24 protein-coding genes and 1 tRNA gene are annotated in these 26,371 nt (G+C 35.3%); 17 read left to right on the top strand and 8 right to left on the bottom strand.

Annotation, left to right across the window (positions count from 1 at the left end):
* Positions 1-41: 41 nt before the first annotated feature.
* Entirely contained in the window at positions 42-1,076 is a 1,035-nt protein-coding gene (locus tag LS70_RS01790) for an RluA family pseudouridine synthase (RefSeq protein ID WP_081949711.1), read from the bottom strand.
* A 154-nt stretch (positions 1,077-1,230) separates the two neighbouring features.
* Here LS70_RS01790 and LS70_RS01785 point away from each other — a divergent pair, with 154 nt between their 5' ends.
* Positions 1,231-1,797, top strand: coding sequence for a flagellar FLiS export co-chaperone (locus LS70_RS01785; protein ID WP_034288588.1), 567 nt, complete (start codon positions 1,231-1,233; stop codon positions 1,795-1,797).
* On the opposite strand, the gene LS70_RS01780 is transcribed toward LS70_RS01785, so the two are convergent.
* From LS70_RS01780 to LS70_RS01770, 3 genes are read right to left on the bottom strand one after another with little or no spacing between them, the layout of a single operon-like run.
* Positions 1,794-5,237, bottom strand: a complete 3,444-nt coding sequence (locus LS70_RS01780) for a homocysteine S-methyltransferase family protein (protein ID WP_201273944.1) — start codon at positions 5,235-5,237, stop codon at positions 1,794-1,796. The two genes, LS70_RS01785 and LS70_RS01780, sit on opposite strands and share 4 nt — an antisense overlap.
* Positions 5,238-5,798 (bottom strand): DedA family protein, encoded by a 561-nt coding sequence (locus LS70_RS01775; protein ID WP_034288591.1) that lies wholly within the window; start codon positions 5,796-5,798, stop codon positions 5,238-5,240.
* A 5-nt stretch (positions 5,799-5,803) separates the two neighbouring features.
* The gene (locus LS70_RS01770) at positions 5,804-6,277 is read right to left on the bottom strand and encodes a peptidylprolyl isomerase (RefSeq protein ID WP_034288594.1); all 474 of its coding nucleotides are present in this window, start codon (positions 6,275-6,277) and stop codon (positions 5,804-5,806) included.
* A 78-nt stretch (positions 6,278-6,355) separates the two neighbouring features.
* Between LS70_RS01770 and LS70_RS01765 the strand changes: the two genes are divergently transcribed.
* From LS70_RS01765 to LS70_RS01690, 16 genes are all read left to right on the top strand, one after another.
* Entirely contained in the window at positions 6,356-7,111 is a 756-nt protein-coding gene (locus LS70_RS01765; RefSeq protein WP_052083353.1) for a hypothetical protein, read from the top strand.
* Positions 7,112-7,180: 69 nt separating this feature from the next.
* Entirely contained in the window at positions 7,181-9,673 is a 2,493-nt protein-coding gene (gene gyrA, locus LS70_RS01760) for a DNA topoisomerase (ATP-hydrolyzing) subunit A (RefSeq protein ID WP_034288597.1), read from the top strand.
* Positions 9,673-10,086 (top strand): hypothetical protein, encoded by a 414-nt coding sequence (locus LS70_RS01755; protein ID WP_034288600.1) that lies wholly within the window; start codon positions 9,673-9,675, stop codon positions 10,084-10,086. The genes gyrA and LS70_RS01755 overlap by 1 nt, the downstream gene beginning before the upstream one ends.
* Before the next feature lie 18 nt (positions 10,087-10,104).
* Positions 10,105-11,406, top strand: coding sequence for a sigma-54-dependent transcriptional regulator (locus LS70_RS01750; RefSeq protein ID WP_034288604.1), 1,302 nt, complete (start codon positions 10,105-10,107; stop codon positions 11,404-11,406).
* Between the two features lie 10 nt (positions 11,407-11,416).
* The gene (locus tag LS70_RS01745; protein WP_034288607.1) at positions 11,417-12,442 is read left to right on the top strand and encodes an aspartate-semialdehyde dehydrogenase; all 1,026 of its coding nucleotides are present in this window, start codon (positions 11,417-11,419) and stop codon (positions 12,440-12,442) included.
* 26 nt (positions 12,443-12,468) lie between these two features.
* The gene (locus LS70_RS01740) at positions 12,469-12,939 is read left to right on the top strand and encodes a low molecular weight protein-tyrosine-phosphatase (RefSeq protein ID WP_138109297.1); all 471 of its coding nucleotides are present in this window, start codon (positions 12,469-12,471) and stop codon (positions 12,937-12,939) included.
* Between the two features lie 113 nt (positions 12,940-13,052).
* Positions 13,053-13,598, top strand: a complete 546-nt coding sequence (locus LS70_RS10185) for a hypothetical protein (protein ID WP_034288609.1) — start codon at positions 13,053-13,055, stop codon at positions 13,596-13,598.
* A gap of 140 nt (positions 13,599-13,738) precedes the next feature.
* On the top strand, positions 13,739-14,866 hold the full coding sequence (locus tag LS70_RS01730; RefSeq protein ID WP_162845087.1) for an FtsW/RodA/SpoVE family cell cycle protein: 1,128 nt from the start codon (positions 13,739-13,741) through the stop codon (positions 14,864-14,866).
* Positions 14,844-14,920: transfer RNA gene (locus LS70_RS01725), tRNA-Ile, on the top strand. Before LS70_RS01730 ends, LS70_RS01725 begins: the two co-directional genes overlap by 23 nt.
* A gap of 38 nt (positions 14,921-14,958) precedes the next feature.
* Positions 14,959-15,186 (top strand): heavy-metal-associated domain-containing protein, encoded by a 228-nt coding sequence (locus LS70_RS01720; protein WP_034288612.1) that lies wholly within the window; start codon positions 14,959-14,961, stop codon positions 15,184-15,186.
* Positions 15,187-15,195: 9 nt separating this feature from the next.
* Positions 15,196-16,029 carry a TerB family tellurite resistance protein gene (locus LS70_RS01715; protein ID WP_034288615.1) on the top strand — a complete coding sequence of 278 codons (834 nt, stop codon included), beginning with the start codon at positions 15,196-15,198 and terminating at the stop codon, positions 16,027-16,029.
* The gene (ciaB, locus tag LS70_RS01710) at positions 16,016-17,995 is read left to right on the top strand and encodes an invasion protein CiaB (RefSeq protein ID WP_034288620.1); all 1,980 of its coding nucleotides are present in this window, start codon (positions 16,016-16,018) and stop codon (positions 17,993-17,995) included. The genes LS70_RS01715 and ciaB overlap by 14 nt, the downstream gene beginning before the upstream one ends.
* Positions 17,979-18,809, top strand: a complete 831-nt coding sequence (locus LS70_RS01705) for a CheR family methyltransferase (RefSeq protein ID WP_034288623.1) — start codon at positions 17,979-17,981, stop codon at positions 18,807-18,809. Before ciaB ends, LS70_RS01705 begins: the two co-directional genes overlap by 17 nt.
* Position 18,810: 1 nt before the next feature.
* On the top strand, positions 18,811-19,470 hold the full coding sequence (locus tag LS70_RS01700) for a CheB methylesterase domain-containing protein (protein ID WP_034288625.1): 660 nt from the start codon (positions 18,811-18,813) through the stop codon (positions 19,468-19,470).
* The gene (locus LS70_RS01695; RefSeq protein ID WP_034288628.1) at positions 19,470-20,060 is read left to right on the top strand and encodes a YigZ family protein; all 591 of its coding nucleotides are present in this window, start codon (positions 19,470-19,472) and stop codon (positions 20,058-20,060) included. Before LS70_RS01700 ends, LS70_RS01695 begins: the two co-directional genes overlap by 1 nt.
* 38 nt (positions 20,061-20,098) lie before the next feature.
* Positions 20,099-20,836, top strand: a complete 738-nt coding sequence (locus LS70_RS01690) for a hypothetical protein (protein WP_138109296.1) — start codon at positions 20,099-20,101, stop codon at positions 20,834-20,836.
* Positions 20,837-20,988: 152 nt separating this feature from the next.
* Here the strand turns inward: LS70_RS01690 and alaS are convergent, their stop codons facing one another.
* From alaS to rnc, 4 genes are all read right to left on the bottom strand, one after another.
* Positions 20,989-23,610: an alanine--tRNA ligase gene (gene alaS, locus LS70_RS01685; RefSeq protein ID WP_034288634.1), complete on the bottom strand. Its 2,622-nt coding sequence runs from the start codon at positions 23,608-23,610 to the stop codon at positions 20,989-20,991.
* A 96-nt stretch (positions 23,611-23,706) separates the two neighbouring features.
* Positions 23,707-24,615 carry a hypothetical protein gene (locus LS70_RS01680; RefSeq protein WP_034288637.1) on the bottom strand — a complete coding sequence of 303 codons (909 nt, stop codon included), beginning with the start codon at positions 24,613-24,615 and terminating at the stop codon, positions 23,707-23,709.
* Positions 24,603-25,694 carry a chorismate synthase gene (aroC, locus tag LS70_RS01675; RefSeq protein ID WP_034288639.1) on the bottom strand — a complete coding sequence of 364 codons (1,092 nt, stop codon included), beginning with the start codon at positions 25,692-25,694 and terminating at the stop codon, positions 24,603-24,605. Before aroC ends, LS70_RS01680 begins: the two co-directional genes overlap by 13 nt.
* A 1-nt stretch (position 25,695) precedes the next feature.
* On the bottom strand, positions 25,696-26,364 hold the full coding sequence (gene rnc / locus LS70_RS01670; protein ID WP_034288642.1) for a ribonuclease III: 669 nt from the start codon (positions 26,362-26,364) through the stop codon (positions 25,696-25,698).
* Between the last annotated feature and the right edge of the window lie 7 nt (positions 26,365-26,371).

Raw genomic sequence — 26,371 nt, 5'->3', positions numbered from 1 at the left:
ATGCGCAAATTTGCATAATTTTATTATAAAGTAGTCTGAAATTATCCTTGATAGATTTTGGAGAGTGGGATTTGTATAGTATGTGGATTTTGTGTGTTTTGATAGCGTGAAAGGTTAAAATGCTCGCATAAAAAATCTTGCATATCTTTTGGGATTGGAGCGTAAAATTCTAAAGATTCTTGTGTTTTTGGGTGTAGTAAATGCAAGAAATGTGCGTGCAGTAGGATTCTTCCTGTGTAGCTTCCTTTGTATCCATAAAAACCATCTCCTAAAATATGGCGATTAATAGCATTTAGATGCACGCGGATTTGATGCGTGCGTCCTGTGAATAATTTTGCTCCAATTAATGCAAGATTTTGTGTTGGAAGTTTGGAATCGCAATGCGTGGAAATGGCAAAAAAAGCGGTTTTTGCAGTTTTTGCGGTTGGGTGATTTGTGGTAGTGGTTATGTATTTTAGGCGGTGCTTTGGGTGGCGCATTATAGGAAAATCTACAATTTTGGATTCCTTTAAGGGTTGATTGATAACACACAGATAATAACGTCCCATTTGGCGTTCTTTAATTTGTTTGCTTAAATTAGCATGCGTTGCATTATTTTTGGCAATAACAATTGCTCCGCTAGTGTTTTTGTCTAATCGATGAACAATGCCTAAGCGATAAGAATCGCCAAGATTTGAAAGTTTGAATCCTTTGTCTTTTAGATAATCAACAAGGGTAAATTGCAAATCTTGTGGATTTGTGCGATGCACGAGGAGATTTGTTGGCTTGTTTAAAATCAAAATTTCTTCATCTTCGTATAAAATTGGAATATTAAAGTCTTGTGGGGTGGAATCTTTTAGTGGTTTTGCTTGGAGTTTTAATGTGAGTTTATCTCCTGTTTTTAATGCGATTCCATATTTTTCTAAAGGAAGAGAATTTAACAGAATTTCTTTTTTTTGGATTAGAGTTTGTGCTTTTGAGCGTGAGATATTTAGGATTTTGGATAAAAAAATATCTGCGCGGACTCCGTTGTTTTCACTAGGAATGCTAAAAGTTTCTAAGGATTCTGTTTTGTCCCCTTCAAAGTATTGTTGCATAAGGATTCTTTGTGTTAAAACTTTAGGTATTTGTAGAAAATATTGTAGCATTTGAGTGTGTAAGATACAATAAAATGTGGTGGAATAATTTTGTTAGTTGTAAAAGTGGAATGGTAAATGCTTAATTACTAAGAAAATTTTAAAAGGAGTTGTAATGTTATCAACAGTAAATCCCTATGGAGTTGGGAATATCTATCAAAAACCGCAAGTTGCAGCAACACAAGAAAAAGAATCGCAAAATGTTTCTACGCAACAGCAAAATTTGCAAGAAGTGCAAGAGTTACCAAATGTATCACAAACTGCGCTAGAGATTCGTAAATTTACTGATGGAATCAAAGGTGCAAATGAAATGGTAGGAGCAATGCAAATTGCTGATATTACGCTTAATGCGCTAAGTAATCAGATTAAAAGCAGTGGCGCAGATATGAATGCACTTGATGCAACAGCAAAGGCAGCGCAATTTAAAGGAGAAGCTTTATTTGGCAAAGAATTAACCACTTCTTTGGCAGATGAGAATGTTTCTTTGTCTCTTCCATTGCCTAGCCAAATTCAAGGAGATGTAGCAGAAGCTTTTGCAAATAAACATCAAGAGATTATGGACAAAATGGGGCAAATTAGTGGATTGATTGAAAAAGCAAGTTTGCCTTTTGGTGCTCCAAATGGTCAAAGCTTTGATTTTGAAAACTTTGACCCTAGCGCATTAAAAGGACTCTTTAGCTAGATTGCAAAATATTTTGCGTCTTTATAAGGCACAATGAGCGCAGAAGTTGTTGCTTCTGGCGTCATTTGGTAAGTTTGGCTAAGCGTAATACCAAAAGATTCTGGTTTTAAAAGCTTAAATAATCCAACGCTTAAGGCTAAATCTGGGCAAGCGGGATAGCCAAAGGAATAACGTTGTCCGCATTTAGAATCCAAAGAAAGCTCTTTGCGCACTCTTGCGTGCGTAAAGTCTGCTAAAGCTTCTGCTAAGTCCATTCCCAAAGCGTGAGCTAAATAGTATTTATGGTATTCTCCATTTTTATAAAGTGCTTCTTCATAAGGGGCAAAATGATGTCCGCTAGAGACTAAATGCAAGGCGCAAATATCTCCTTGCGGATTAAAATAATCGCTCAAACATAAATAAGGCTTTTTGCGACTGCGCGGGAATAAAAAGGATTCTGCATTGCTAAAATCTGCATTTGCGCTTATTTCTAAAATCAAACCATTTTCTAAGTTTTTTGGTGCTTTTGTGCGCGTGTGGAAATACCCATAAAGCACTATGGGCTTAAAGATTCCTTTTTGGATAAATTCTTGCTTTAGTGCATTAAATGTTGGCTCTAATTCACGCTCTTTTAGGGCTTGATATTCTTCTTTTTTGAGCTTGCTATATCCCCAGCGGTGTTTAAAAAGTAAGTCTTTATCAATATAACTAAAAACTTCTTCTAACATTGTGGAATCCAAATGCAAAGATTGCACACCAAAAAAAGGAGGAGTATGCGCGATATAGTTAAATTCTAATTCGCATTTAGTGGGTTTTGGGGTGGAATCTTGTTGCAAGGTTTTTTCTAATTTTTTCGCAAGCCTTGCTTCTTGTTTTGCTTGTTTTTCTTGCGCATTACCTGCTTTATCGCTTGGCAATGTCAAGTCGCTAAAATCTCCACTTTGGATAATTTGCATTGCTGCAACGCTATCAAATGCGTCTTTGCAATAAAAAATGATTCCATCATAATTTGGCTTACAAAATTCCTCTACAAAATTACGATTAAGTGCCGCACCACCTAGCATAATAGGAATCGTGATTCCGCGTCTTTTTAGCTCTTCTAAATTTTCTTTCATCACTAAAGTGGATTTGACAAGCAAGCCGCTCATTCCGATACAATCTACCTTTTGGGATTCTAACACTTCTAAAAACTTTTCTAATTCTGCTTTGATTCCGATATTAATGACATTAAAACCATTATTTGTTAGGATAATATCAACTAAATTTTTGCCCACATCATGCACATCTCCTTTAACTGTGCCAATCACAATCGTAGTTTTGTGCGCACTTTGCTTTTTGGGCAAAAAGGCATTGAGATAATCTACGCTTTTTTTCATCACCTCTGCACTTTGTAGCACAAAAGGAAGCTGCATTTCTCCATTTCCAAACCGCTCTCCTACGATTTTCATTGCATCAATAAGAATCTCATTAATAATAATTTCAGGATTAATGGAATCTTTAGCGGTTGGCAAGAGATTTTGCATTGCGTTTAAATCCCCATTAATAAGATATTTTTGGATTTTCTCTTGCACAGATAGTGCACTATCATCTTCTGTGCTTTGGAGTTGTATTGCGCCTTTGGATTTAAAATGCTTGATAAACGCATATAAAGCATCACTAGTTTGTGCTGTATTAAAGATTAAATCTTCACACGCTTTAATATCTGCTTGTTCTAGTCGTGCATAAGGAATCAAATGCGCAACATTTACAATCGCTGAAGTTAAACCATTTTTAATCGCGTGGTGCAAAAAGACAGAGTTTAGGCAGATTCTACCTTCTTTGCTTAGTCCAAAAGAAATGTTTGATAATCCAAGCGTTGTTCCAGCTTTTGGATAAAGATTACTAAGTTCTTTAATGGCATTTAAGGTTTCCATTCCGGCAGTGAAATATTCTACATCACCGCTACCAATCGTAAAGGTTAGCGGGTCAAAGATAATATCTTCTTCTCTTAATTTATGCACATTTTTTGCGCGTTCCATCATTCTTTTCGCACATTCTATTTTGCGCTCAAAAGTCTTGCACATTCCTTGTTCATCAATGGTTAAGCAAACAAGTGCTGTTCCAAATTTCTTTGCTAAGCTTGCAATTTTGTCAAATTTTTCAATCCCATCTTCTAAATTTGCAGAGTTGATAATCGGACGTCCGCCGATATGTTTTAGCGCGATTTCTAGCGCGTTAATCTGTGTGGAATCTGGCATTAAAGGAAGAGTGATTTTTGTGGCATAAAGCGGAATTAATGCTTGCATATCTTTATCTTCATTGCGTCCTGCAAATGCTACACTCACATCTAAGCAATGCGCGCCACTACGCACTTGTGAGCTACCTACACTAAGCGCACCTTCATAATCTTCTGCAAGTAATAATTCTCTAAAAGCCTTTGAACCTGTTGCATTAGAACGTTCGCCAATTAGTAAAGGAGCAGGTTCTTGTTTGAGTTCTTTAGATTCAAAAAGAGAAGTGATACTCGGTTTGTAGATTCCATTTGGCGGGAGTGGAATCGCATTTTTTGTTTTTTGCACGAGTTGTCTAATATGTTCTGGTGTCGTCCCGCAACATCCCCCAAGAAAAGCAACACCATTAATCTCCAAAAAGCTTTTTTCAATGGTGCTAAACTCTTCTGCACCCATAGGATAATATGTGATTCCACCCCTATTTTCTGGTAGTCCTGCGTTTGTGTGGATAGAAATAGGGAATTTACACACAGCACTTAGATTTTGCAAGTGTTTGCGTGCTAAATCCGGTCCTAAGCCACAATTAATACCAAGTGAGAGAATATTAAAAGGTTCTAAAATATAAAAAAGTGTCGTAATATCTGTGCCTATTAGCATTGTTCCTGTTGTTTCAATCGTAACAGATACCATAATAGGAATCTCTGGAGCAATTTCTTGTGCTGCGTGTAAGGCGGCTTTGATTTGCAAAGGGTCTTGCGCAGTTTCTAACAAAATAATGTCCGCACCTGCTTCTTTAAAGCCTTCAACGCAAGTGCAATAACCGCTAAACATTGTGTCATAATCAATATGCCCTAAGCTAGGGAGTTTTGTGCCCGGTCCCAAAGAAGCTGCGATAAAAAGCGCGTCTTTTTGATTTTCTAAAGGTGTGTGTGCTGCAATACATTCTTTGACAAGAGAAACTCCAGCAATCGCAATTTCTTTGCATTTGGATTCTAAACCATATTCTGCTAATACCCATGGCATAACGCCAAAAGTATTTGTTTTGATAAGATTTGCTCCTGCTTGTAAATAGCTTGTATGAATCTCTTTGATAACATTAGGAGCAGAAAAGTTTAAAGCTTCTGAACAGCCATCAAGCTTTTCTCCTTTTGCATTTTCTCCCCAAGTTGGAATCTCTTTTTTTTGAATCTCTGTTCCCATTGCGCCATCAAGAATCAAAACTTGATGTTTTAATAACTCATAAATACTCATTTAATGCCTTTTTGTAGCACGACTTAACCATAACCAAAGCCCGCCTAATAACAAAATAAGAAATAATGGTGCAAAAATCGGATAATCACCTAACATTTCAAAAATTTTAATAAGAATCCCACCTGAAAAATATCCCACAACGCCAATGCTAACACTCCAAATCACCGCACCAATTGCGTTATAAAGATTAAATTTCACCAAAGAATAAGGAGTAAGTGCTATTGCAAGCGGCACAAGCGTTTTGAATCCATAAATGTATTTTTTAACAATCAAAATGATAGAGCCATATTTACGCATTAGCAAATGTACTAAAGCAAGCTTTCTGCGGTGTGTCGTAAGATAGGGTTGCATCATTGCTTTTTGATAACGTGAGAGATAAAACAATAACCAATCCCCCAAAAAATTTGCCACACAAGCAACCAAAATACTAAGGCTTAAATCCATCTTCCCAGCAAAACTTAAAATACTTGCCCCAACAAGTGCGACAAACCCGCCACCAAGTGAATATAAAAATAAAATCACATAGCCATATTTTGCAATTAAATCTATTGTTTCTTGCATAGTTTTTAAACAATTATTTTTAAGATTTTATCATTTTGCTTAAGAGAATCTAAAACTTTTAAGCTTTCTTCATCTTCTATTTGTCCAAAAATCGTGTGTTCTCCGTCTAAATGGGGCTGTGGTGCAAAGCAGATAAAAAATTGGCTACCACCTGTATTGCGTCCTGCATGTGCCATTGAGAGCGTTCCTTTTAGGTGTTTGTGGGGATTATTTTCTAGCTCACAAGCGATTTTGTATCCCGGTCCTCCTCGCCCACTTCCTTCTGGGCAACCTCCTTGTGCGACAAATCCCGGAATCACGCGGTGAAAATTTAGTCCATCATAGAATCCTTTTTGTGCAAGAGACGCGAAATTTGCTACTGTGTTTGGGGCTTCATTTAGAAAAAGTTTGATTTTTATATCACCTTTTTCTGTGCGAATAAGTGCATATTGTAATTTTTCTAATTCTTCTTTTGGTAGATTAAATACTTTTAATTCCATATTTTAAATCCTTTTTGTAAAATTAAGGCGTTTATTGTAGTATTTTAAGGTTTAAAAAATCCAAAAAGGATAGAAATAATGGCAAAGATAATTTTTATACTGCTTCTTGCGCTTACTGCAAATGCAAAATATCCAAATTGGTTGCAATATGGAGTAAAGGTGATTGCGGAGTTTGATGTATCAAACAAAAGTATGCAACAATATAACGAAGGTTATGGTTTGATTATTAATGATGGCTTGGTTTTAACAAGTGCTAGTATCGTGTATGATGGTAAAAAAGCAAAAGATATTACACTCTATCATTCAGAGACTCTTGGGCAGCCTATCGCGTGTTTATCACATGCTAGAATTTTAGCAATTGATGATAGCTTAGATTTAGCAGTGCTTGAGACAGAGAGATTTACAGATATTTATTGCAATTCCTTGCCAGAGCCAAATTTTCGCTCGATTAGTTTTGTAGAGAATTATTTTGACATTCTTCTGATTCCTTTAGATTTGCCATTAGATGAACGCCTAGAAATTTCTTATTTTAAAGAGCATGATTGGTCGCAGTTTTTGCGCCATAAAATTGCTTTTAAAGATTTTCTAGTGCTATCGCAGGATAATGCAAAATTATTGCTGGGAATGCCATTATTTGTAGAAAATGAATTTTTGGGACTAAAAATTAAAGCAACTAAAGATTCTACAAAAAAAAGTTTAAACATTGGAATCCTAACACATAGAGAAATTTTAGAATTTCTTTGTCGTTTAGAGAGAGAAACATCTGTATTTAAAGGCAAGCAGAGTCTTAATGCGTTTTGTAATACGCCACCAGATTTGAAAAGCATACCTTGAAGCAAGATTAAAGTCAAAGTAGTATAAAATAAATAGAATTTATTTAAAAGTTTTTTAAAAAGGGAATAAATGTCTGACTTGCTGAATTTCAATCAAGATATCCAAAATGTTAATATTGAAGATTCTATTAAAGAGAGCTATCTTGATTATTCTATGAGTGTTATTATAGGGCGTGCATTGCCAGATGCAAGAGATGGTTTGAAACCTGTGCATAGACGTATTTTGTATGCGATGTATGAGCTTGGTGTAACTTCAAGGGTTGCTTATAAAAAAAGCGCAAGAATCGTTGGTGATGTGATTGGTAAATATCACCCACATGGAGATACGGCGGTTTATGATGCACTTGTAAGAATGGCGCAAGATTTTTCTATGCGTTTAGAGCTTGTAGATGGACAAGGGAATTTTGGAAGTATTGATGGAGATAGCGCAGCAGCTATGCGTTATACAGAGGCTAGAATGACACAAGCTGCTGAAGAAGTTTTGCGTGATATTGATAAAGATACAGTTGATTTTCTGCCAAACTATGATGATACTTTGCAAGAACCAGATATTCTACCAAGTCGCTTGCCTAATCTGTTGATTAATGGTTCTAATGGAATCGCTGTTGGAATGGCGACAAATATTCCTCCGCATAGAACAGATGAAATTATTGATGCGCTTGTGTATTTGATTGATAACCCAAAAGCAAGCCTAGAAGAGATTTTACAATTTATCGAAGGTCCAGATTTTCCAACAGGGGGAATTATTTATGGAAAAAGTGGAATCCGTGAGGCTTATGAAAGTGGACGTGGGCGTATCAGAATCCGTGCAAAAACACATGTTGAAAAAACAAAAACAAAAGATATTATTGTCATTGATGAGATTCCTTATCAAGTCAATAAAGCGCGCTTAGTAGAGCAGATTGCAGAGCTTGCAAAAGAAAAGGTGATTGATGGAATCTCTGAAGTGCGTGATGAGTCTGATAGAGAGGGGATTAGGGTTGTTATTGAGCTAAAACGTGAAGCAATGAGTGAAATTGTGCTTAATCATTTGTTTAAATCCACTCCGATGGAAAGCACATTTGGAATCATTTTGCTTGCAATCCATAACAAAGAGCCAAAAATTTTCACACTTTTGGAATTGTTAGATTTATTCCTATCACACCGCAAAAGTGTTGTGATTCGGCGCACGATTTTTGAACTAGAAAAGGCAAAAGCTAGAGCGCATATTTTAGAAGGGCTAAGAATCGCATTAGAAAATATCGATGCTATAGTTGCATTGATTCGCTCAAGTAGCGACCCAAAAGTTGCAAAAGAAAGTTTAATCGCACAATTTAATCTCAGCGAGATTCAAGCACAAGCGATTTTAGAAATGCGCTTGCAACGCTTAACAGGATTAGAGAGGGATAAAATTGAAAATGAGTATCAAGCCTTGTTAAAAGAAATCGAGCATTTAAGTGCGATTTTAAAGAGTGAAAGTTTGCTTAATGGAATCATTAAAGAAGAATTATTAGAAGTCAAAGAGAAATTTTCTACCAAACGTCTAACTGCGATTGAAGAGGATTATGAAAGTATTGATGTAGAAGATTTGATTCCTAATGAACCAGTCGTTGTTACAATGAGCCATAGAGGCTATGTCAAGCGTGTGCCAGTGCGCACGTATGAGAAGCAAAATCGCGGGGGCAAGGGAAAAATCTCTGCAAATACGCATGATGATGATTTTATTGAAAGTTTCTTTGTTTCTGATACGCATGATACGATTTTATTTGTTACAGATAAAGGGCAGCTTTATTGGCTAAAAGTCTATAAGATTCCAGAAGCAAGTAGAACAGCTATTGGTAAGGCAGTTGTGAATCTTATCAATCTTGCGCCAGATGAAAAAATTATGGCGACAATTACAACAAAAGATTTTAATTCTGATAAATCGCTTGCTTTCTTTACGAAAAATGGAATCATTAAACGCACAAATTTAAGTGAGTTTAAAAATATTAGAAGTGTTGGAGTCAAGGCGATTAACTTAGATGAAGATGACGCACTAGTTACTGCAAAAATTATAAGCTCTGATATTAAAGAAATTTTAGTAGTAACTTATGAGGGAATGTGCGTGCGTTTTGGCGTGGATAATGTGCGTGAGATTGGGCGTGTGGCACGTGGTGTAACGGCGATTAAGTTTAAAATGTCAAAAGATTATGTGATTGGTGCAACAGTGATTGCTGATGAAAATGAAGAAATTTTAAGTGTGAGTGAAAAAGGAATCGGAAAACGCACAGAAGTCAATGAGTATCGCATTACAAATCGCGGAGGCAAGGGCGTGATTGCGATGAAGCTCACGCCAAAAACTGGAAAGCTTGTAGGGATTGTTAATGTTGATGAAAAAATGGATTTAATGGTGCTAACAAGCAGTGGCAAGATGATTCGTGTGGATATGCAAAGTATTCGCAAAGCAGGACGTGCGACAAGTGGAGTTATTATCGTAAATGTTGATGATGATAAAGTTGTTTCTATTGCGAGATGTCCTAAGGAAGAAGAAAATTCACAAGAGGATTCTTTGGAATCTGGGTCTTTAGATGATGTTGTGGAATAATGATTAGAGTTCTTTTTGGAATGTTATGTTGCGCATTATTTGTAGAAGCTTCAGAATATATTTTTTCTTATAGGGTTGCTGTAAAAAATGGAATCCTTTTAAGTGAAAAGTATTATTTTTCACCTGCAATGGTGAGTGCAAAAATGCTAGACAAAGTCCAAAGCTCTTATCAATCCTGTGAGATTGTGCATGATGCAAAAACAGAAAAAGAGTTTATTAAAGCATATCAAAATGAGATTTTGGCGTGTTTTTTTAGTTGGGGTGTGCGTTTAGAAGATAGAAGTGAAGTGAGAAATTTGCAGGGCAAGTCTATTACTTTTCTTTCGATTCCACCTTCACGCATTAAAATAGAATATGCAAGCGGAATCGCAACAATTTACGCATTTATCCAAAACAAAAAGCGCGCAATTTAATCATATAAAGGAGGAGGAATGAAACTCGCTGTTGTAGAAGATGATATTAATATGCGTAAATCCCTAGAAATCGCACTAGGGGAATATGAAGAGTTTGAAGTGGTAAGCTTTAAAAGTGCAAAAGATGCGTTAAAAAAGCTTGATGATTCCTTTGATTTGATTGTTACTGATATTAATATGCCACAAATGGACGGAATCGAGTTTTTACGCGTTTTAGATGGGCGTTATGAAGCATTAATTATCACAGGAAATGCGACTTTAAATAAAGCAATTGATTCGATTCGCTTAGGTGTGAAAGATTTTTTAACAAAGCCTTTTGAGATTGAAACGCTTGTTGAAGCGATTTTGCGTGCTAAAAAAGCTAAAGAAGTGCTGACAAAAACTAAAGTGAAATCTCCAAAAGCAGTAGAAAATAAGCAGTTTATAGCGTCTTCTCCTGCGTTGGATAATGTTTTAAAACTTGCAAATAAAGCAGCAAAAACCGATGCTTCTGTGCTTTTGCTTGGAGAGAGTGGAGTGGGTAAAGAGTTATTTGCAAATTATATTCATACAAACTCTCTAAGAGCTAACGCGCCTTTTATTGCATTAAATATGGCTGCGATTCCTGAAAATTTATTGGAATCTGAACTCTTTGGCTATGAAAAAGGGGCTTTTACAGACGCTACGGAAGGGAGAGCAGGGAAGTTTGAAGCAGCAAATGGGGGAAGTATATTTTTAGATGAGATAGGGGAAATGCCATTAGGTTTGCAAGCAAAGCTTTTGAGGGTTTTGCAGGAAAAAGAAGTGGTAAGACTTGGAAGCACAAAACCTATTAAAGTTGATATTCGTTTTATTTCTGCAACAAATGCAGATATTCAGAAAAAAATTAAAAAAGGTGAGTTTAGAGAAGATTTGTTTTTTAGGTTGCAAACCATTCCTGTGAATATTCCGCCATTGCGTGAGCGCACAGAAGAGATTATTCCTTTGTGTGAGTGGAAACTCGAACAAGTGGATAAGCAATATGGAATCGGAAAAAAGCAATGGGGAGAAGGTGCAAAAGAGCAGCTTTTGAACTATAATTGGCCGGGAAATATTAGAGAATTATTATCTGTGGTAGAAAGAGCAGCAATTTTATGTGAAGATAATACAATTATTCCTGAGGATTTATTTTTGAGTTCAAGGGAGAGTGGAGGAAAGAAAAAAATAGCAAATTTAGAAGAAGAGCTTATTTATGAAGCTTTGAAAAATTGCGATTCTGATATTGATAGTGCAGCAGAATTACTTGGGCTTAAAAAAGATGTGTTATTAAGCAAAATAGAACGCTATAATATTAAATTATAAAGGAGATAAAATGAGAAAATATAATATTGCAGTAGTTGGTGCAACTGGTGCAGTGGGAGAAGAAATTTTTAGGGTTTTAGAAGAAAGGGATTTACCAATTAATAAAATTGTGCCTTTAGCAAGTGCGCGCAGTGTTGGGAGAGAAGTAGAGTTTCAAGGAGAAACTATTAAAGTCAAAGAGCTAACACATAGTGTTTTTGAAGAAGAAGATGTTGAGATTGCTTTCTTTTCAGCAGGTGGAAGCGTGAGTGCAGAGTTTGCTCCAAGTGCAGCAAAAGCTGGAGCTGTAGTGATTGATAATACAAGCCATTTTAGAATGCAGCATAATGTGCCTTTGGTCGTGCCTGAAGTGAATCCTAATGATATTGCACTATGGGAGAAAACAGGAATTATTGCAAATCCAAATTGTTCTACGATTCAAATGGTGCAGGTTTTAGCACCTTTGCATAATGCTTTTGGGATTGAAAGGGTAGATGTTAGCACATATCAAGCCGTATCTGGAGCAGGTAAAAAGGGTATGGAAGAGCTTGTTATGCAAATGCAAAAATTCTTTGATTTTAGTCTTGATTCTTGTGAGCCAAAGGCGTTTCAACACAGAATCGCACTAAATTTGATTCCACAAATTGATGTGTTTTTGGACAACGACTACACCAAAGAAGAAATGAAAATGGTTAATGAAACTAATAAGATTATGCATAGCGATTTTGCGGTAAGTGCGACTTGTGTGCGCGTCCCTGTGCTTAGAAGTCATAGTGAAGCAATAACAATTAAGTTTAAACAACAAGTGAGCAAAGAGCAAGCACAAGAAGTGTTGAAAAATGCAGAATCTGTGATTCTTGTGGATAATCCAAAAGAGCATAAATATCCTATGCCAACACTCGCAACAGATACAGATGAAACTTATGTGGGTAGAATCCGTGTAGATAATTATGATAAAAGCATTTTGCATCTTTGGTGTGTTGCAGACCAAATTCGCGTAGGTGCAGCGACAAATGCAGTTAGAATCGCACAAAAGTGGATTGCAATGCAAAACTAATAATTAATTGTTTTAAAAGGTATTATGTGGAGATTCATTCCCTTTTATTTGTTTGTCTTGGAAATATTTGCCGCTCGCCTTTAGCAGAAGGAATTGCAAGAAATCTTTCTAAAAAAGAAGGCTTGGATTTAAAGATAGATTCTGCTGGGACAAGTGGTTGGCATATTGATGAGCCACCTTGTGAGCGTTCTATCAGCATTGGCAGAAAGCATGGTATTGATATTTCTACTTTGCGCGGTAGAAAGATAAATGCTTATAGTGATTTAGAGTTTGATTTAGTCGTAGCAATGGATAGACAAAATTATAAAGATATTATTCGGTTAGGATTTGATAAGGATAAGGTTGCGCTTATGGGGGATTTTGGTTTGCAAGGCAGAGATATACCTGACCCTTATTATTATAAAGATTTAGATGGTTTTGAAGAAGTGTATCAAATGCTAGAGAGTGCGATTATAGAACTTCTAAAAGGAATCAAAAATAACACAACCTGCTTATAATTTCTTGCAGGTTAGATTCCATATTTTATTATGGAATCTCTTTTGTAGTTTTGCAAACACGTAAAACTAAAATCCAAAACTTATATCCACAAAAGCAATGCTAAGGAGAATATATGGTGATTTTAATTGGTGGAGAAAGCCACACAGGAAAGACTGCTTTAGCACAAAAACTCCTTGAGATTTACCATTATCCTTATTTGAGTTTAGACCATTTGAAGATGGGATTTATTAAAGGAATGGAAAATCCTCCATTTAGTGTAGAAGAGGATTCTAAAATTAGCGCGTTTTTGTGGAATATTGTGCAAGGAATCATTGAAACTTGTATAGAAAATCAACAAAATTGCATTATCGAAGGCATTTACTTAGAGCCAAAAAACATAAGAATCTTGCTTGATTCTAAGCCTTTCTCTCCTATAAAAGTGCTTTTTCTTATTTTTTCAGAGCAGTATATTTTAAAGCATTATCATCTTATTGTTGCTAAAGAAAATGTAATAGAGCAGCGCAAAGAATCTTATAATACGAATAAAGCGCAGCTTATAGAGGAACATAAAGCCCTAAAAGAGCAATGTGAAATTTATAAACTTCCCTTTATTGAGATACAAGAAGATTATGAAAGCCAAATACAAGAATCTTTGAGCTTGCTTAGAGGATTTTTATAAATAACATTGGGGTTGAAAATCAAAGAGGCATTATATTCTTGATTTTGAAGCTAAAAATAAGAAATTTATAATTTATAAAAATAAATTTCATAGAATTATGTTAAAATTACTCAAAACTTTTTCATTTTAAGGTTCGCTTTTTGTTTAGCTTTAATCACAAGTTTCTATCACACTTTGATTTTACTCTACCTCTACTCATTATGCCAATTGCCTTGCTATCTTGGTATTTGATTGATGAAAATAATGTATTTTTGGGTAATAAAGTTCTAATTTATATGTGTATAGGATTGTTAATTTTTGTTATTGTCTTTTTAATCCCAGTGCGTAGAATGTCGTGGTTTATTATTGGTTTTTATTGGATAAATGTTTTATTGCTTGTAATGGTGGAACTCTTTGGTGATACGCGTTTAGGGGCGCAAAGGTGGCTTGAGATTCCATTTGTGCATTTTACTTTTCAACCTTCAGAGACGATGAAACCCGCACTGATTTTTATGTTAGCATATTTAATTAGTAAGAATCCCCCTAAAAAAAATGGTTATAAACTTTTGGATTTTTTAAAGCTTTCTTTCTTTGTATTTGTGCCTTTTGTGCTTGTGCTAAAACAACCAGATTTAGGAACAGCGTTAGTATTGCTGCTTATGAGTTTTGGAATGTTATTTTTAATTGGTGTAAATTATAAAATCTGGCTAGCTTTGTTTGTGGGGGTAATGTTTTTATCACCGGCTTTATATACAAATTTGCATGATTATCAAAAAAAGCGCATTATGGATTTTATTTTAAAAGAGCCAGATTATCAAGTCAAACAATCCATTATTGCTATTGGGTCTGGTGGAGTATATGGGAAGGAAAAAGAGGAAGCTACGCAGGCGGCATATAAGTTTTTGCCGATTGCGACAAGTGATTTTATTTTTCCTTATTTTGTGGAACGATTTGGCTTTATAGGCGTGATTGGATTATTTATTTTATATGGCACGCTGATTTTTCATATATTTTCAATGAGTAATACAGATGAGAAGGATTATTTTTTAAAGGCTGTGTCGTATTGTGTTGGGTTGTTGATTTTTATTTATTCTGGTGTGAATATTGCAATGACAATTGGTTTAGCTCCTGTGGTTGGGATTCCTTTGCCTTTGTTTAGTTATGGAGGAAGCAGTTTTATTACTTTTATTATTCTTTTTGCTGTCCTTGAAAACTTGCTTGCCTTTAGATATAAATTTGTGTATAATCATAGTTCTTTTTCAAAAAGGGCCCTTAGCTCAGCTGGTTAGAGCACTCGGCTCATAACCGATTGGTCATAGGTTCAAGTCCTATAGGGCCCACCACTTACAAATTTAAAATAAATTAATTTTAGGGAATTCAAATGCAAAAAATTCAATGCCAAAATATCAAATGTGAAGGTTGTGTAAAAAAGATTAATGATGCACTTTTAGAGGACTATCCAACATTACGTGTAGATATTAGCACACAAAGTGTAGAAGTAGAAGCTGATGAGAATGCGCTAAATTTGATTAAAGAAAAGTTACAACAATTAGGATTTTTAGCTCCTAGTGGAATGTTGGGTAAGTTTAAAGGCTTTTTTAGTAAGTAAGGTTAATGAATGGAAATTTTGTTACTTGTTACAATTGTTATTATAGCAATTGCATTTATTAATTTTAAAGATTACTTAAATCATCCACACAAACGTCCGCAGATAAATGCACAAGAAGATACACAAGAATTTAAGCAATACCAAAATCCTTATAAAGAGCAGCCTAATCTACAGGAACTAAGCAGGGAAGAGAAGATTAGAGATAGTGAGTATGGTTTAATCGTGGCTTTGCTTGCAAAACTTGCGCAAAGTGATGGAAAAGTGTGTGAGCTAGAATTAGAATTAATGGAAAATACCATTATGGATATTACTAATGCGTTGATGCTCCAAAGTGCAATGTATCAAAAAGATGAGATTCTATCTATTTTGCATCAAATTTTTAAGGAAACAACGCAAAGCGTAGAAGAGCTAACAATGCGTTATGCAGCCTACACAAAAGGACAATATAAAAGTCGTTTAAAATTGGTAGAGTATATGTTCTCTCTTGCATATGCAGATGGCAAACTTGGCGAGAATGAGCGAGAAATTATTTTAGATGTTGCTGCATATTTGGAGATTGATAATACAGATTTTAACACACTTTATGAAGAATATGAAAAATTTTATGCAAACACAATACAAGCAAAAGATATACAAGAATCCTACAAAATTTTAGGAGTGAGTGAGGAAGATTCCATAGAACATATTAAAGATGCGTATAAAAAGCTTGTCCAAGAATATCACCCAGATATTTTGCATCACAAAGGGTTAGATGAATCAATTATTGAAAAATATACACAAAAATTACAAGAAATCAATACAGCCTATGAGGCAATAAAAGCGCATAAAAATGCACAAAAATAACGCAATACAAGAAGAGATTTTAAGCGATATTGCTACATTATATCAGTATTTAGACCATCAAAATAAAGCTACAAATACATTGTATGAAAATATGGAATCAGAAAGTATAACAGAGCTTCTGATTCCTGTTTTTAAGGAGATTCCAGATAATACAGAAACGCGTTTTGCGTGTGTGGATAGAATCGTTGGATTAAAGGAAGGTTCTTTTTTAAATATCTTACAAAAACTTGGAATTGACGAACAAAAAAGTTTAGAATTGCGCATAATGCTTTTGGAGATTACGCGTGATTTTCATATGAAAAAACATACAAAACTATTAGAATATATCCACAAAAACAGCCTTTTAAGCCCATTTTTGCGGAATCTTTTGGATTCTATCCATAAGATTGGAATCGCGTTTAATGCTTTTTTCTTTGCTTGGAATCAAAAATTAATTTTAGGAATCAATAAAGATTTAAATACGCACTTTAAGGGCGATTATAATGCAATTTTAAAAGTTTTGGAATCTAGCATTGAATGCTGTGAAAAGGATTTTTCTAGCAAAGGGGGATTTAGCACGCAAGGTGAGCTAAGCGATAGGAGCTATTCTGTCCCTGTGCTTAAGGATTCTGTGTATCAAGCAGTAGCGTATGCAGAGTTTTTTCAAGAAGAATTTGAAGCGATTAATCAAGCTTTTAATCATGCTTTAGAATCTTTGGAGAATAGCACTGAAATTTGTGCTACTTTGGAACAAAAAGACGCGCATATTGCGTATTTAAAGACTTTACAAAACGCATTAATGCAAAAGCAGTCTAGCTTGCTTTTGGAATCTTGGAGGCTTGTCGATAAGGCTTGGATGCAGATTTCCACACCTTTGCAAATTGGACATCCTTTAGAATATTATGAAGACCATTTTAGAAAAGCAGTCGCTCCTGAATGGGATTTAAGAATCGCTAGAATTTATAATGGCGCAGATTTACTAGAATCTGGTATAAACACAGATTCCAAACTTTCAAAAGAATTAATCTTAGAATTTTATACGCAATATAGTAAAAAGTTTAATAATACGCCATTTAAGGATTCTATTGATAGTTGTGTAGAAGATGCACTCAAACAAACGCAAAGTTATGGCGGTATGCCTTTGTTGTTTTATGGAGCGGAATTAAATGGGCTTTTTAGTGCGCAAGTTGTCCCAAATGATGAAAAAGTAAGCGCAAAATATGGCAAAAAGATTTTTTATTTTCCAGACCGCGTGCGTGAGCTATCAATGGCAAAGCCTTTTATGCTTCTTTCTTCTAAGACTTTTCCAAAGGAATTTTTAGATTTCAATCGGGAATTATTGTATTTTAGAGAACAAGATTGGTATAATGTTTATGAAATCTCCACAGTTGGGCATGAGTTTGGGCATATTTTGTGGGTGGATTTAGATAGTGAATTGCAGATGAATGCTAATGGGCAGTTTAAAAATATCGAAGAATTTAAAGCAACAATGGGGGGTTTAGCCTATTATTTCACAAGAGAAAATAAACCACTTTTAAAAGAATTAATCTTTAATACAATCTCACGTGCGGTTGGTTTGATTGCTTGGATGCAAGAAGATGAAGTGTTGCCTTATTATTGTGAAGGGCTTATCCATTTGCAAGTGCTTTTTGATTCTGGAGTTTTGTATTATAAAGGCAGTTTTGATGCTGTTGCACTTGAAATTGTTTTAAATTCAACAACACTGCATACTTTAGAGCAAAATTATTTACAAATTTATGATAAGTTGATTAATGTGTATCTTAATAAGCGTGATGCTAAAGAGTTTTTAGAAGATTATGCAAAAAAAGATTCCAAAGGGAATTATAAGCCAAAAGATTCCAAAATCTGTGCATTTGTGGAAGATTATTATGCGCAGTATCAAGAGATTGGACAAGTGCAAGATATTATGACGCCAAAGATTTGGCAAGAAACATATAAAAAGGAAAATAATGCACCCAACTATTAATTTAGAGGATATTAATCAAGCACGTGAGCTTATCTATAAAATTGCTGGGCTTTATATGCCACAAAACAAAGATTCCACAATTAAAAATCGTCTTGATAAATTATCAAGAGAACTTAATATTAAAGATTATTCAGAATTTTTTATGGGTCTCAAACATGGAAAATTTAAGCAAGAATTTATTAATGCCTTTACCACAAATAAAACAGATTTTTTTAGAGAAGGATTCCATTTTGAAGATATGATGAATAGAATTCTACCGCATCGTTTGCAAGATAATGAACCTTTTGAAGTGCTTTGTGCTGCAAGTTCTACGGGAGAAGAGCCTTATTCTATTGCAGCGACTTTATTGTTCGCTAAAGAAATTTATCACTCAAATACACAAGTTAGTGTCCAAGCAATTGATATTGATACTTTTGTGCTTGAAGTAGCTAGGGTTGGAAATTATATCATTGATACAAACTTAAATCCTTTGCCAACTTGGATAGAATTAAAGAATTATTTTGATATTACAAGACTTAGTGAGCATAAAATAAGAATGCAAGCAAAACAGAATCTTAAAAAAATTCTGACTTTTAAGCAACATAATCTCTGTGCTCATGTGTATCCTTTTAGTGGAAAAAAATTTGATATTATTTTTTGCCGTAATGTGTTAATTTATTTTAAAGTTGAAGACCAAGAGCAGATTTTATCAAAATTGTTTTCGCATTTAAAACTTGGAGGAACATTGTATTTGGGACATAGTGAGAGTATTTTAGGGCTTGCTTCAAAAGTAGATAGGTTAGGACAAAATATTTTTATAAAGGTAGCGGAATAGGATGTTAAAAGTAAGTTCTAGCGAAAAATATCATCCAGATGAATTGTTAAAATCTGCACCTTATAAGGGTGAAAGCGCAAAGATTATTGCTATTGGAGCAAGCACTGGTGGCGTAGATGCGATTGTCAAAATTTTAAAGCAGTTGCCACGCGATCTTCCTCCTATTGTTATTACACAACATATTCCTGATGGGTTTTCCACTTCTTTTGCAAATCGTTTAAATAAAAATTCAGAATTAGACGTCTTTGAAGTGCGTCAAAGAATGCAATTGCAAAATTCTTGTGCTTATTTAGCTCCGGGCGGTTTGCATATGCTTTTAGACAGGCATAGTAATCATTATTATGCAAGACCACAAGAAGGAATCAGAATTTCACGCCATTGTCCAAGTGTCGATGTGATGTTTAGAAGTGTGAATAATGTTGCAGGAAAAGCAGCTTTAGCTATCATTATGACAGGAATGGGAGATGATGGAAGCATTGGTATTAAAGAACTTTATGATAATGGAGCTTATACGATTGCGCAAGATGAAGCAAGTTGTGTTGTCTTTGGAATGCCAAAGCAAGCTATTGCAAAGGGAGCAATTTGTGAAGTTGTGGATTTGAATTTTATACACAAAAAAATATTAGCTTATGCAAAAGGAGAGCTTAAACGCACAACTTGATGGAAGATTTGTATTATCCTGTGGAAATTGTGGAATCTAGTTTTGAAGTGAAAGGTTCAACATTTATTTCTTATGTGATTCCAAAGGATAGCATAGAAAGTTGGAATCTGAAAATGCGTCAAAAACACCTAAAAGCTGTGCATTTTGTTAGTGCTTCGCGTTATTTTAATACAGAAGGGCAAATTGCGGAGAGTTTTAGCGATGATGGAGAACCAAAGGGGACTTCAGGAATGCCTACATTGAAAGTTTTGCGTGGATATGGGCTTGTGGAGTGCGGGTTGCTAACTATTCGCTATTTTGGAGGCACATTATTAGGCACAGGAGGGCTTGTGCGAGCTTATACACAAGGTGCAAAAGATGTTGTGCTAAAGGCTAGGGATTCTAATAAGCTTGCTTTATACACTCCAAAAGATAGTAGAGAAATCATAGTGAGTTTCGCACTCTTTACACAGGTGGAATATTTGGCTAAAAAGATTGATATTACAATCCAAAGTAAAGAATTTTTAGCTGAAGGTGTGTGCCTAAAAGTAGAGGGAAAAACAGAAAACTTAGAAGTGTTTTTAGAAAAAGTGCAGGAAATGCAGTATTGATTATTCATTGATTTATAAATTTTTGATAAACTCATAGAATGAGAAAATTGCTTGCCTTTTTGCTTTTATTGTCTTTATGTTTTTCGGAAAATGCACCTTTAGAATCTGAAAGTGATATTGCACAATATTTAAAACTAGAGATTAAAGAAAAGAATCCTTTTGAAAATTTTAAACCTTTTGGGGATCGTTTTGGGATTCCATTGCCATCATTAAATAGTGATGAAGTCGTGGTTAATGATTTTCAAGTAAAAGAGCAGTCTTCAATAAATGGGGATTTTAATTTTGAAAAAGATAGTCTATTAAACACATATATTTTAGATTCTGGATTTAACCATATTTCAACGCTACTTAGTGATTATATCAAAGAAATATTAAGAGATAATAATCAAGAAGATATTATTAATATTGAAGTTAATCTTAGCGGAGTGGTAACACACGAAGAAAGTGGTTTAGGGGGTGATGTAAATTTGCTATACCGCGTGCATAAAGATAAGGTAAATACTTTAGAGTTATTGGGAGGGATTAATCGTGATCCTGCTTCGCAAATATGGAGTGGAAACTATGGTGTGCAGCATAGGATTCAACATCAATCTTTAGAAAAAATATATTTTCAACAAAGTCTTATAAAAAATGATGATTTGATTGATGAGAGCACTTGGAAGTATGGCATTGGATATTCGCCTTTTGAAAATTTTACAACTTATATTGAGCGCGAAAATAATACAGGAAGTGAAGATAGCACTAAAGCTGGTGTGCGATATAAAATTACTTTTTAAGCTAATAATTTTTAATTTTCATTTTTTCTGCTTAGGTTCTAAAGTAAATTTATATTTGAATAGATTTATCTTCAGGTATTTAAGAGAGATTAAGCATATAGATTGTTAAACAATCTATAAAACTAAATCTCACAAATATCTTTTATTTATTCTTATCCTAAGTTTTTTCTTGCAATTTCTTTTGCTAAATCTAAGGCTTGCGTGATTTTGCTAGTATCCTTTCCTCCAGCAGTGGCAAAGTCGTCTCTTCCGCCACCATTTCCCCCTAGAATCTGTGCAACTTCTTTTACCCACACTCCAGCTTTTAAGAGAGATTCCACTCCTTTTATTCCTGCGGTAATGGCAACTTTTCCATTTGTTTGCGTGATGAGCAAAATTGCTACTTTTTCATTTTCATTTTTTGTTTTATCTATGATTTCTTTTGCCTCTTTTGCTTCAACAGAATCAAGCTTTAACACAATAAGTTTTGTGCTGTTAATTTCTTCATAATCTAAGCTTTTGATATTTTGTTTTGCTTTGTTTGCTTGCTCTTTTGCTTCTTTTAATGCGTTTTGTAATTTCGCAACACCTTGTATTATATCTTGATTTTTTAGCGTATCTTTAAGGATTCTGATAGAATCTAGCGCATTTTTGCCATATTGATATGCTGCTGCTCCACAGACTGCCTCAATGCGTCTTACTCCGCTACTTACGCTACTTTCACGCACAATATAAAAGCTTCCAATCTCTGCAGTATTTTGCACATGGATTCCCCCGCATAGCTCAATAGAATCGCCAAAGGTTATAACGCGCACATTATTACCATATTTTTCACCAAAGAGTGCCATAGCACCTTTTGCTTTAGCTTCTGCAATCTCCATATTCTCGCACACTTGTGGATTTTGGTTTAAAATTTGTGCATTAACAAGTGTTTGTATTGCTTCTAATTCCTCTTGTGTAAGGGCTTTTGGGTGGCTAAAGTCAAAACGTAAGCGATTTTCTTCTACAAGGCTTCCAGCTTGTGTGATATGATTGCCTAGAATCTTGCGTAATGCAAGATGCAATAAATGCGTAGCTGAATGGTGTTTTGCAATTTCAAAGCGACTAGAATCCACTTCTGCAATAATTTTATCTTTTGTTTTTAAGATTCCTAAAGCTTGTATTTTTGAGAGATTAAGCCCAAAATATTTTTGTGTATCTAACACTTGTGCGACAACATTGGAATCTATTTTTAAGATTCCTTTATCGCCAACTGGTCCTCCTGATTCTGGATAAAATGGTGTAGAATCTAATAGCACATAGCCTTCTTGTCCGTTTTGTAAAGATTCTACACGCGTAAAATGAGAATCAAGCAAAGCTAGAAGCGTAGAGTGTGCTTGTGTGTGCGTATAGCCAATAAATGAATTCTCGCCAAATTCACTTAAAAGCGCGTTGAAATCACCTTCTTTTAAGCTATCCCCACTCCCTTTCCAATGCGCTTTACTCCTGCTTTTTTGCTCTTGCATACAAGCTTCAAAGCTTTTTAAATCTACGCTAAAGCCAACTTCCCTTAGCATATCTTGTGTTAAATCAAGTGGGAATCCGTAAGTATCATAAAGTTTAAAGGCAACTTCTCCTTTGAAGCTTTTTTCGTGATTGTTTTGCATAGAAGCTAGCTCTGCGTTAAATAGGCTCATTCCTGATTCTATTGTCTCAAAAAAGCGTTCTTCTTCTGCTTTGCATTGCTCCATAATTGCGTTTTTGCGCTCTATTAAATAGCTATAATGTGTCCCCATAGATTCACACACAGCACCTATTACTTCATATAAAAATGCTTTTCTTAAACCTAGTAAATATCCATGTCTAACCGCACGGCGTAAGATTCTGCGCAAAACATAACCGCGCCCTTCTTTGTCAAAATTTACCCCTTGTGCAAGCAAAAAAGCAACAGCTCTTGCATGGTCGGCAATTACCCTAAAGCTTGCTTGTGTTGCATTTGGCGTATTTTTGTGTATTTCATCATCACGATAATACTTTTCCCCTGTTATTTTTTCGATTTTTTGCATTAATGGTGAAAAAAGAGAAGTATCAAAATTATTGTGCTTGCCCTCTAATAATGCCACTACGCGCTCTAGCCCCATACCTGTATCAATGCTAGGCTTAGGCAAAGGTTTTAAATTTCCCTCTTTATCGCGTTCATACTGCATAAAAACAAGATTCCAAATTTCTAAGAATCTATCCCCATCTCCACCAAAATAATCTTCCTCTCCATTAAAAAACTCTTCCCCTTGATCGACAAAAATCTCACTACAAGGTCCGCAAGGTCCTGTATCCCCCATTTGCCAAAAATTATCTTTATCTCCCATTCTGCTAATACGACTTGGGTTAATATGCTTGCACCATATATTATAGGCTTCATCATCACTTTCGTGGATTGTTACATAAAGCACAGATTTATCAAAACCTAGAATCTTAGTTACAAATTCCCAAGCATACGCAATTGCATTTTCTTTAAAGTATGCTCCAAAGCTAAAATTCCCAAGCATTTCAAAAAGTGTGTGATGGCGCGCAGTGTAGCCGACATTTTCTAAATCGTTGTGTTTTCCACCTGCACGGATACATAGCTGGGAGCTTGTAGCGATATTTGGAGTTGGAATTGGAATTTTGCCTGTGAAAATATCCTTAAATTGCACCATTCCCGCATTAGTAAAAAGCAAGCTTGCATCATCTGGCACTAAAGGCATAGAATCATAGACTTTATGCCCTTTGCTTGCAAAATACTCTAAAAATAATGCTCTTATGTCTTTTGTTTTCATTGAAATACCTTGAAAAAATGAGTAAAATTCCAAAATTCTACTTTTTTTCAATTAAAAACTCGCTTTAGTTATGCTTTTTATGTTTGAAATATTGGGTTAAAAATTTTTAAGTGCGCTTTGCCATAAATTTTGGTGTTTGAGTAGGGATTGTGCTAGAGTTTGGTGTTTTTGACGCAGTGTTAAATCTTGATAGGATTCCACAAAATCTATAATCTTTTTTGTGATTGTGCTGTGTGAAAGTTGATAGGTTTTTGGAAGATTGAGTGTGCAGGATTTAAAACTTTTTAAATTTGCATTTTGGTTGGCTGCAACTTCAAGCGCAATTGCTGGGATTCCGCAAGATAGAATCTCTCTTAAGCTTTGCCCACAAGCACAAACGCAAAAATCCATTGCGCAAATGTGTTGCGCCATTTCTTTTGCGCTAAGGTTGGAACGTGTGATAACGCTTTTTGGCAAGAGTTTGGAATCTTTTGTGATACAATGAATTTCAAGGTTGGGAAATGCACTTAAGAGTGCAGAGGCTATGGGGGTGTTGAGTTTTAAAATATCTTCACCGCCTAGAGTAATTAGGCAGCGTTTAAGTGTTGGATTCAGCTTTGGGGGAGTTTGTAGCTTAAAAGCTTGTTGTAAGAGGGTGAATTTATCGCCCAAAAATAGCGTGTGGTTTTTGTATTTTTGCGCATAAGCTTGAAAATTGACACCACTTGCATTATTAATAATGATTCCTTTTGGATAATCTAGGCGCAAAGTATCATCAAAAAATAGACAAATCTTAGCGTGTTGTGTAGCGAGGATATAAGATTCTAAAGGCAAGATGTAAGAATCTATAGCTATTAAATCATAGCTTGTAAAACTAAAAGAATCTAGCAAAGTGGAATCTAAAAGTTCAGCTTTGAAATTTTGGGATTCTAACTCTTCTTTTAATGCACTACAGCGGCTAATATGTCCTAACCCAACTCCAAGCTTGCCATCAGCAAAGATTAGAGCGGTTTTTAAGTGTTGCATGATTTGGGCGCGTAAATGCGTTGTAGAGATTCTAGTTTGCTTGTGGCATTTAGCAAAAGCATATCTGCTAGAATTAGTGCGAGTTGAGATTCACACACAATACTACCGCGCACAGCAATACAAGGGTCGTGCCTTCCTTTGATATTGCATTCTACTGCATTGCCCTGTATATCTTGTGTGCTTTGTGGCAAGAAAATGCTAGGAGTTGGTTTAAAATGCACTTTAATGCTGATTGAATCTCTTGTGCTAATTCCCCCTAAGATTCCGCCACAATTATTACTTAGGAATCCCTGCTCGTTCATTTGATCATTGTTTTTTGAGCCAAGTAATTGTGCAGATTCTATGCCATTGCCAATTTCAACTGCTTTTACTCCATTTAAACCAAGCATTAATGCGCCAATTGCGCTATCAAGTTTGTAATATAGAGGCTCTCCAAGTCCAGCTGGAATTCCGCTTGCTTGGATAAGAGCAACACCGCCAATACTATCGTGTGCATTTCTTGCTTGCATAATCATTTCTTTTTGGAGAGATTCTACATTACAATCAAGCGCAAAAATTTCACTATTTTTTGCATAATTAAAATCAATATTTTGTGCTTCTATTTCTCCAATATTTAGGATTCCGCTTTGCACTTTAATATTAAAATGCCCCAAGAATAGCTTTGCAATCGCACCAGCTGCTACGCGTGCAGCAGTTTCTCTAGCACTGCTTCTCCCGCCACCCCTATAATCGCGGATTCCATATTTTTGAAAATAAGTAAAATCAGCATGTCCGGGACGGAATAAGTTTTTTATAGAATCATAATCCTTGCTTTTGTTTGCAGAATTTTGGATAAAAAAGCCTAGTGGTGTGCCTGTAGTTTTGCCTTCAAACACACCGCTTAAAATTTCAACTTTATCGGCTTCTTTGCGTTGTGTGGAATAGAGATTCTGCCCACCAGCTCTGCGTTGCATTTCCTTATCAATAAAATCTGTATCAATACTAATCCCAGCAGGCAATCCATCAATCACACCGCCAATCCCACATCCGTGGCTTTCTCCAAAAGTTGTAACTCTAAGTGCTTGCCCAAAGGTATTCATTTTAACCCTTTAATTTTTCTAGTGCAATTTTTGCGCAGATTTGTTGTGCTTCCTTTTTACTTTTGCCATTTGCTGTGGCATATTCTTCGCCTTGAATTTTGACGCTCATTAGAAAATTTTTATTATGGTCTGGTCCGCTAGAATCTAATAAAATGTATTCAGGAGTAACACCAAATTTTTCTTGTGTTAGCTCTTGTAATGCTGTTTTATGGTCATAAAATAGGCTATTTAAATCAATATTTGGATGCACTGCATTTAAAAGATGATGCACTAAAGTGCGCGCAACTTCTAAACCACTTTCTAAATAAATCGCCCCAATAACTGCTTCAAAAGCATTTGATAAAATGGAATCCTTTTGGCGTCCATGATTTTGCTCTTCAGAATTTGAGATGAAAATATAATCTCCAATCTTTAAATAGCGCGCAACCTTTGCAAATGCCTTTTCATTAACCATTGAAGCACGCATTTTAGAGAGTTCTCCTTCTCTTGAATTTGGGAATTTTTTATACAAAAACTCGCCAATAATCAAATCTAAAACCGCATCACCTAAAAACTCTAAACGCTCATTATGCGCCCCTTTTTTTGTGCTTTTGTGGGTGAGTGCTTCTTTGAGTAATTGTTGGGTTTGAAAATGGTAGCCTAAGGTCTTTTCAAAATGTTTCAAATCCACAATAGTC

It is taken from the genome of Helicobacter sp. MIT 11-5569 (assembly GCF_000765695.2).
Classification (GTDB): Bacteria; Campylobacterota; Campylobacteria; order Campylobacterales; family Helicobacteraceae; genus Helicobacter_D.
Note: the sequence above shows the minus strand (reverse complement) of the source record. Positions and strands in the feature narration are given on the sequence as shown.

Excerpts from the sequence above, each read along its gene's own strand:
- LS70_RS01720 (WP_034288612.1), top strand. The coding sequence starts at position 14,959 with ATGCAAAAAATTCAATGCCAAAATATCAAATGTGAAGGTTGTGTAAAA.
- LS70_RS01775 (WP_034288591.1), bottom strand. The coding sequence starts at position 5,798 with ATGCAAGAAACAATAGATTTAATTGCAAAATATGGCTATGTGATTTTA.
- LS70_RS01780 (WP_201273944.1), bottom strand. The coding sequence starts at position 5,237 with ATGAGTATTTATGAGTTATTAAAACATCAAGTTTTGATTCTTGATGGC.
- LS70_RS01690 (WP_138109296.1), top strand. The coding sequence starts at position 20,099 with ATGAGAAAATTGCTTGCCTTTTTGCTTTTATTGTCTTTATGTTTTTCG.
- LS70_RS01765 (WP_052083353.1), top strand. The coding sequence starts at position 6,356 with ATGGCAAAGATAATTTTTATACTGCTTCTTGCGCTTACTGCAAATGCA.
- LS70_RS01705 (WP_034288623.1), top strand. The coding sequence starts at position 17,979 with ATGCACCCAACTATTAATTTAGAGGATATTAATCAAGCACGTGAGCTT.
- LS70_RS01700 (WP_034288625.1), top strand. The coding sequence starts at position 18,811 with ATGTTAAAAGTAAGTTCTAGCGAAAAATATCATCCAGATGAATTGTTA.
- gyrA (WP_034288597.1), top strand. The coding sequence starts at position 7,181 with ATGTCTGACTTGCTGAATTTCAATCAAGATATCCAAAATGTTAATATT.
- LS70_RS01770 (WP_034288594.1), bottom strand. The coding sequence starts at position 6,277 with ATGGAATTAAAAGTATTTAATCTACCAAAAGAAGAATTAGAAAAATTA.
- LS70_RS01790 (WP_081949711.1), bottom strand. The coding sequence starts at position 1,076 with ATGCAACAATACTTTGAAGGGGACAAAACAGAATCCTTAGAAACTTTT.
- LS70_RS01750 (WP_034288604.1), top strand. The coding sequence starts at position 10,105 with ATGAAACTCGCTGTTGTAGAAGATGATATTAATATGCGTAAATCCCTA.
- LS70_RS01695 (WP_034288628.1), top strand. The coding sequence starts at position 19,470 with ATGGAAGATTTGTATTATCCTGTGGAAATTGTGGAATCTAGTTTTGAA.
- LS70_RS01785 (WP_034288588.1), top strand. The coding sequence starts at position 1,231 with ATGTTATCAACAGTAAATCCCTATGGAGTTGGGAATATCTATCAAAAA.
- LS70_RS01680 (WP_034288637.1), bottom strand. The coding sequence starts at position 24,615 with ATGCAACACTTAAAAACCGCTCTAATCTTTGCTGATGGCAAGCTTGGA.
- LS70_RS01715 (WP_034288615.1), top strand. The coding sequence starts at position 15,196 with ATGGAAATTTTGTTACTTGTTACAATTGTTATTATAGCAATTGCATTT.
- aroC (WP_034288639.1), bottom strand. The coding sequence starts at position 25,694 with ATGAATACCTTTGGGCAAGCACTTAGAGTTACAACTTTTGGAGAAAGC.
- ciaB (WP_034288620.1), top strand. The coding sequence starts at position 16,016 with ATGCACAAAAATAACGCAATACAAGAAGAGATTTTAAGCGATATTGCT.
- LS70_RS10185 (WP_034288609.1), top strand. The coding sequence starts at position 13,053 with ATGGTGATTTTAATTGGTGGAGAAAGCCACACAGGAAAGACTGCTTTA.
- alaS (WP_034288634.1), bottom strand. The coding sequence starts at position 23,610 with ATGAAAACAAAAGACATAAGAGCATTATTTTTAGAGTATTTTGCAAGC.
- LS70_RS01755 (WP_034288600.1), top strand. The coding sequence starts at position 9,673 with ATGATTAGAGTTCTTTTTGGAATGTTATGTTGCGCATTATTTGTAGAA.
- LS70_RS01745 (WP_034288607.1), top strand. The coding sequence starts at position 11,417 with ATGAGAAAATATAATATTGCAGTAGTTGGTGCAACTGGTGCAGTGGGA.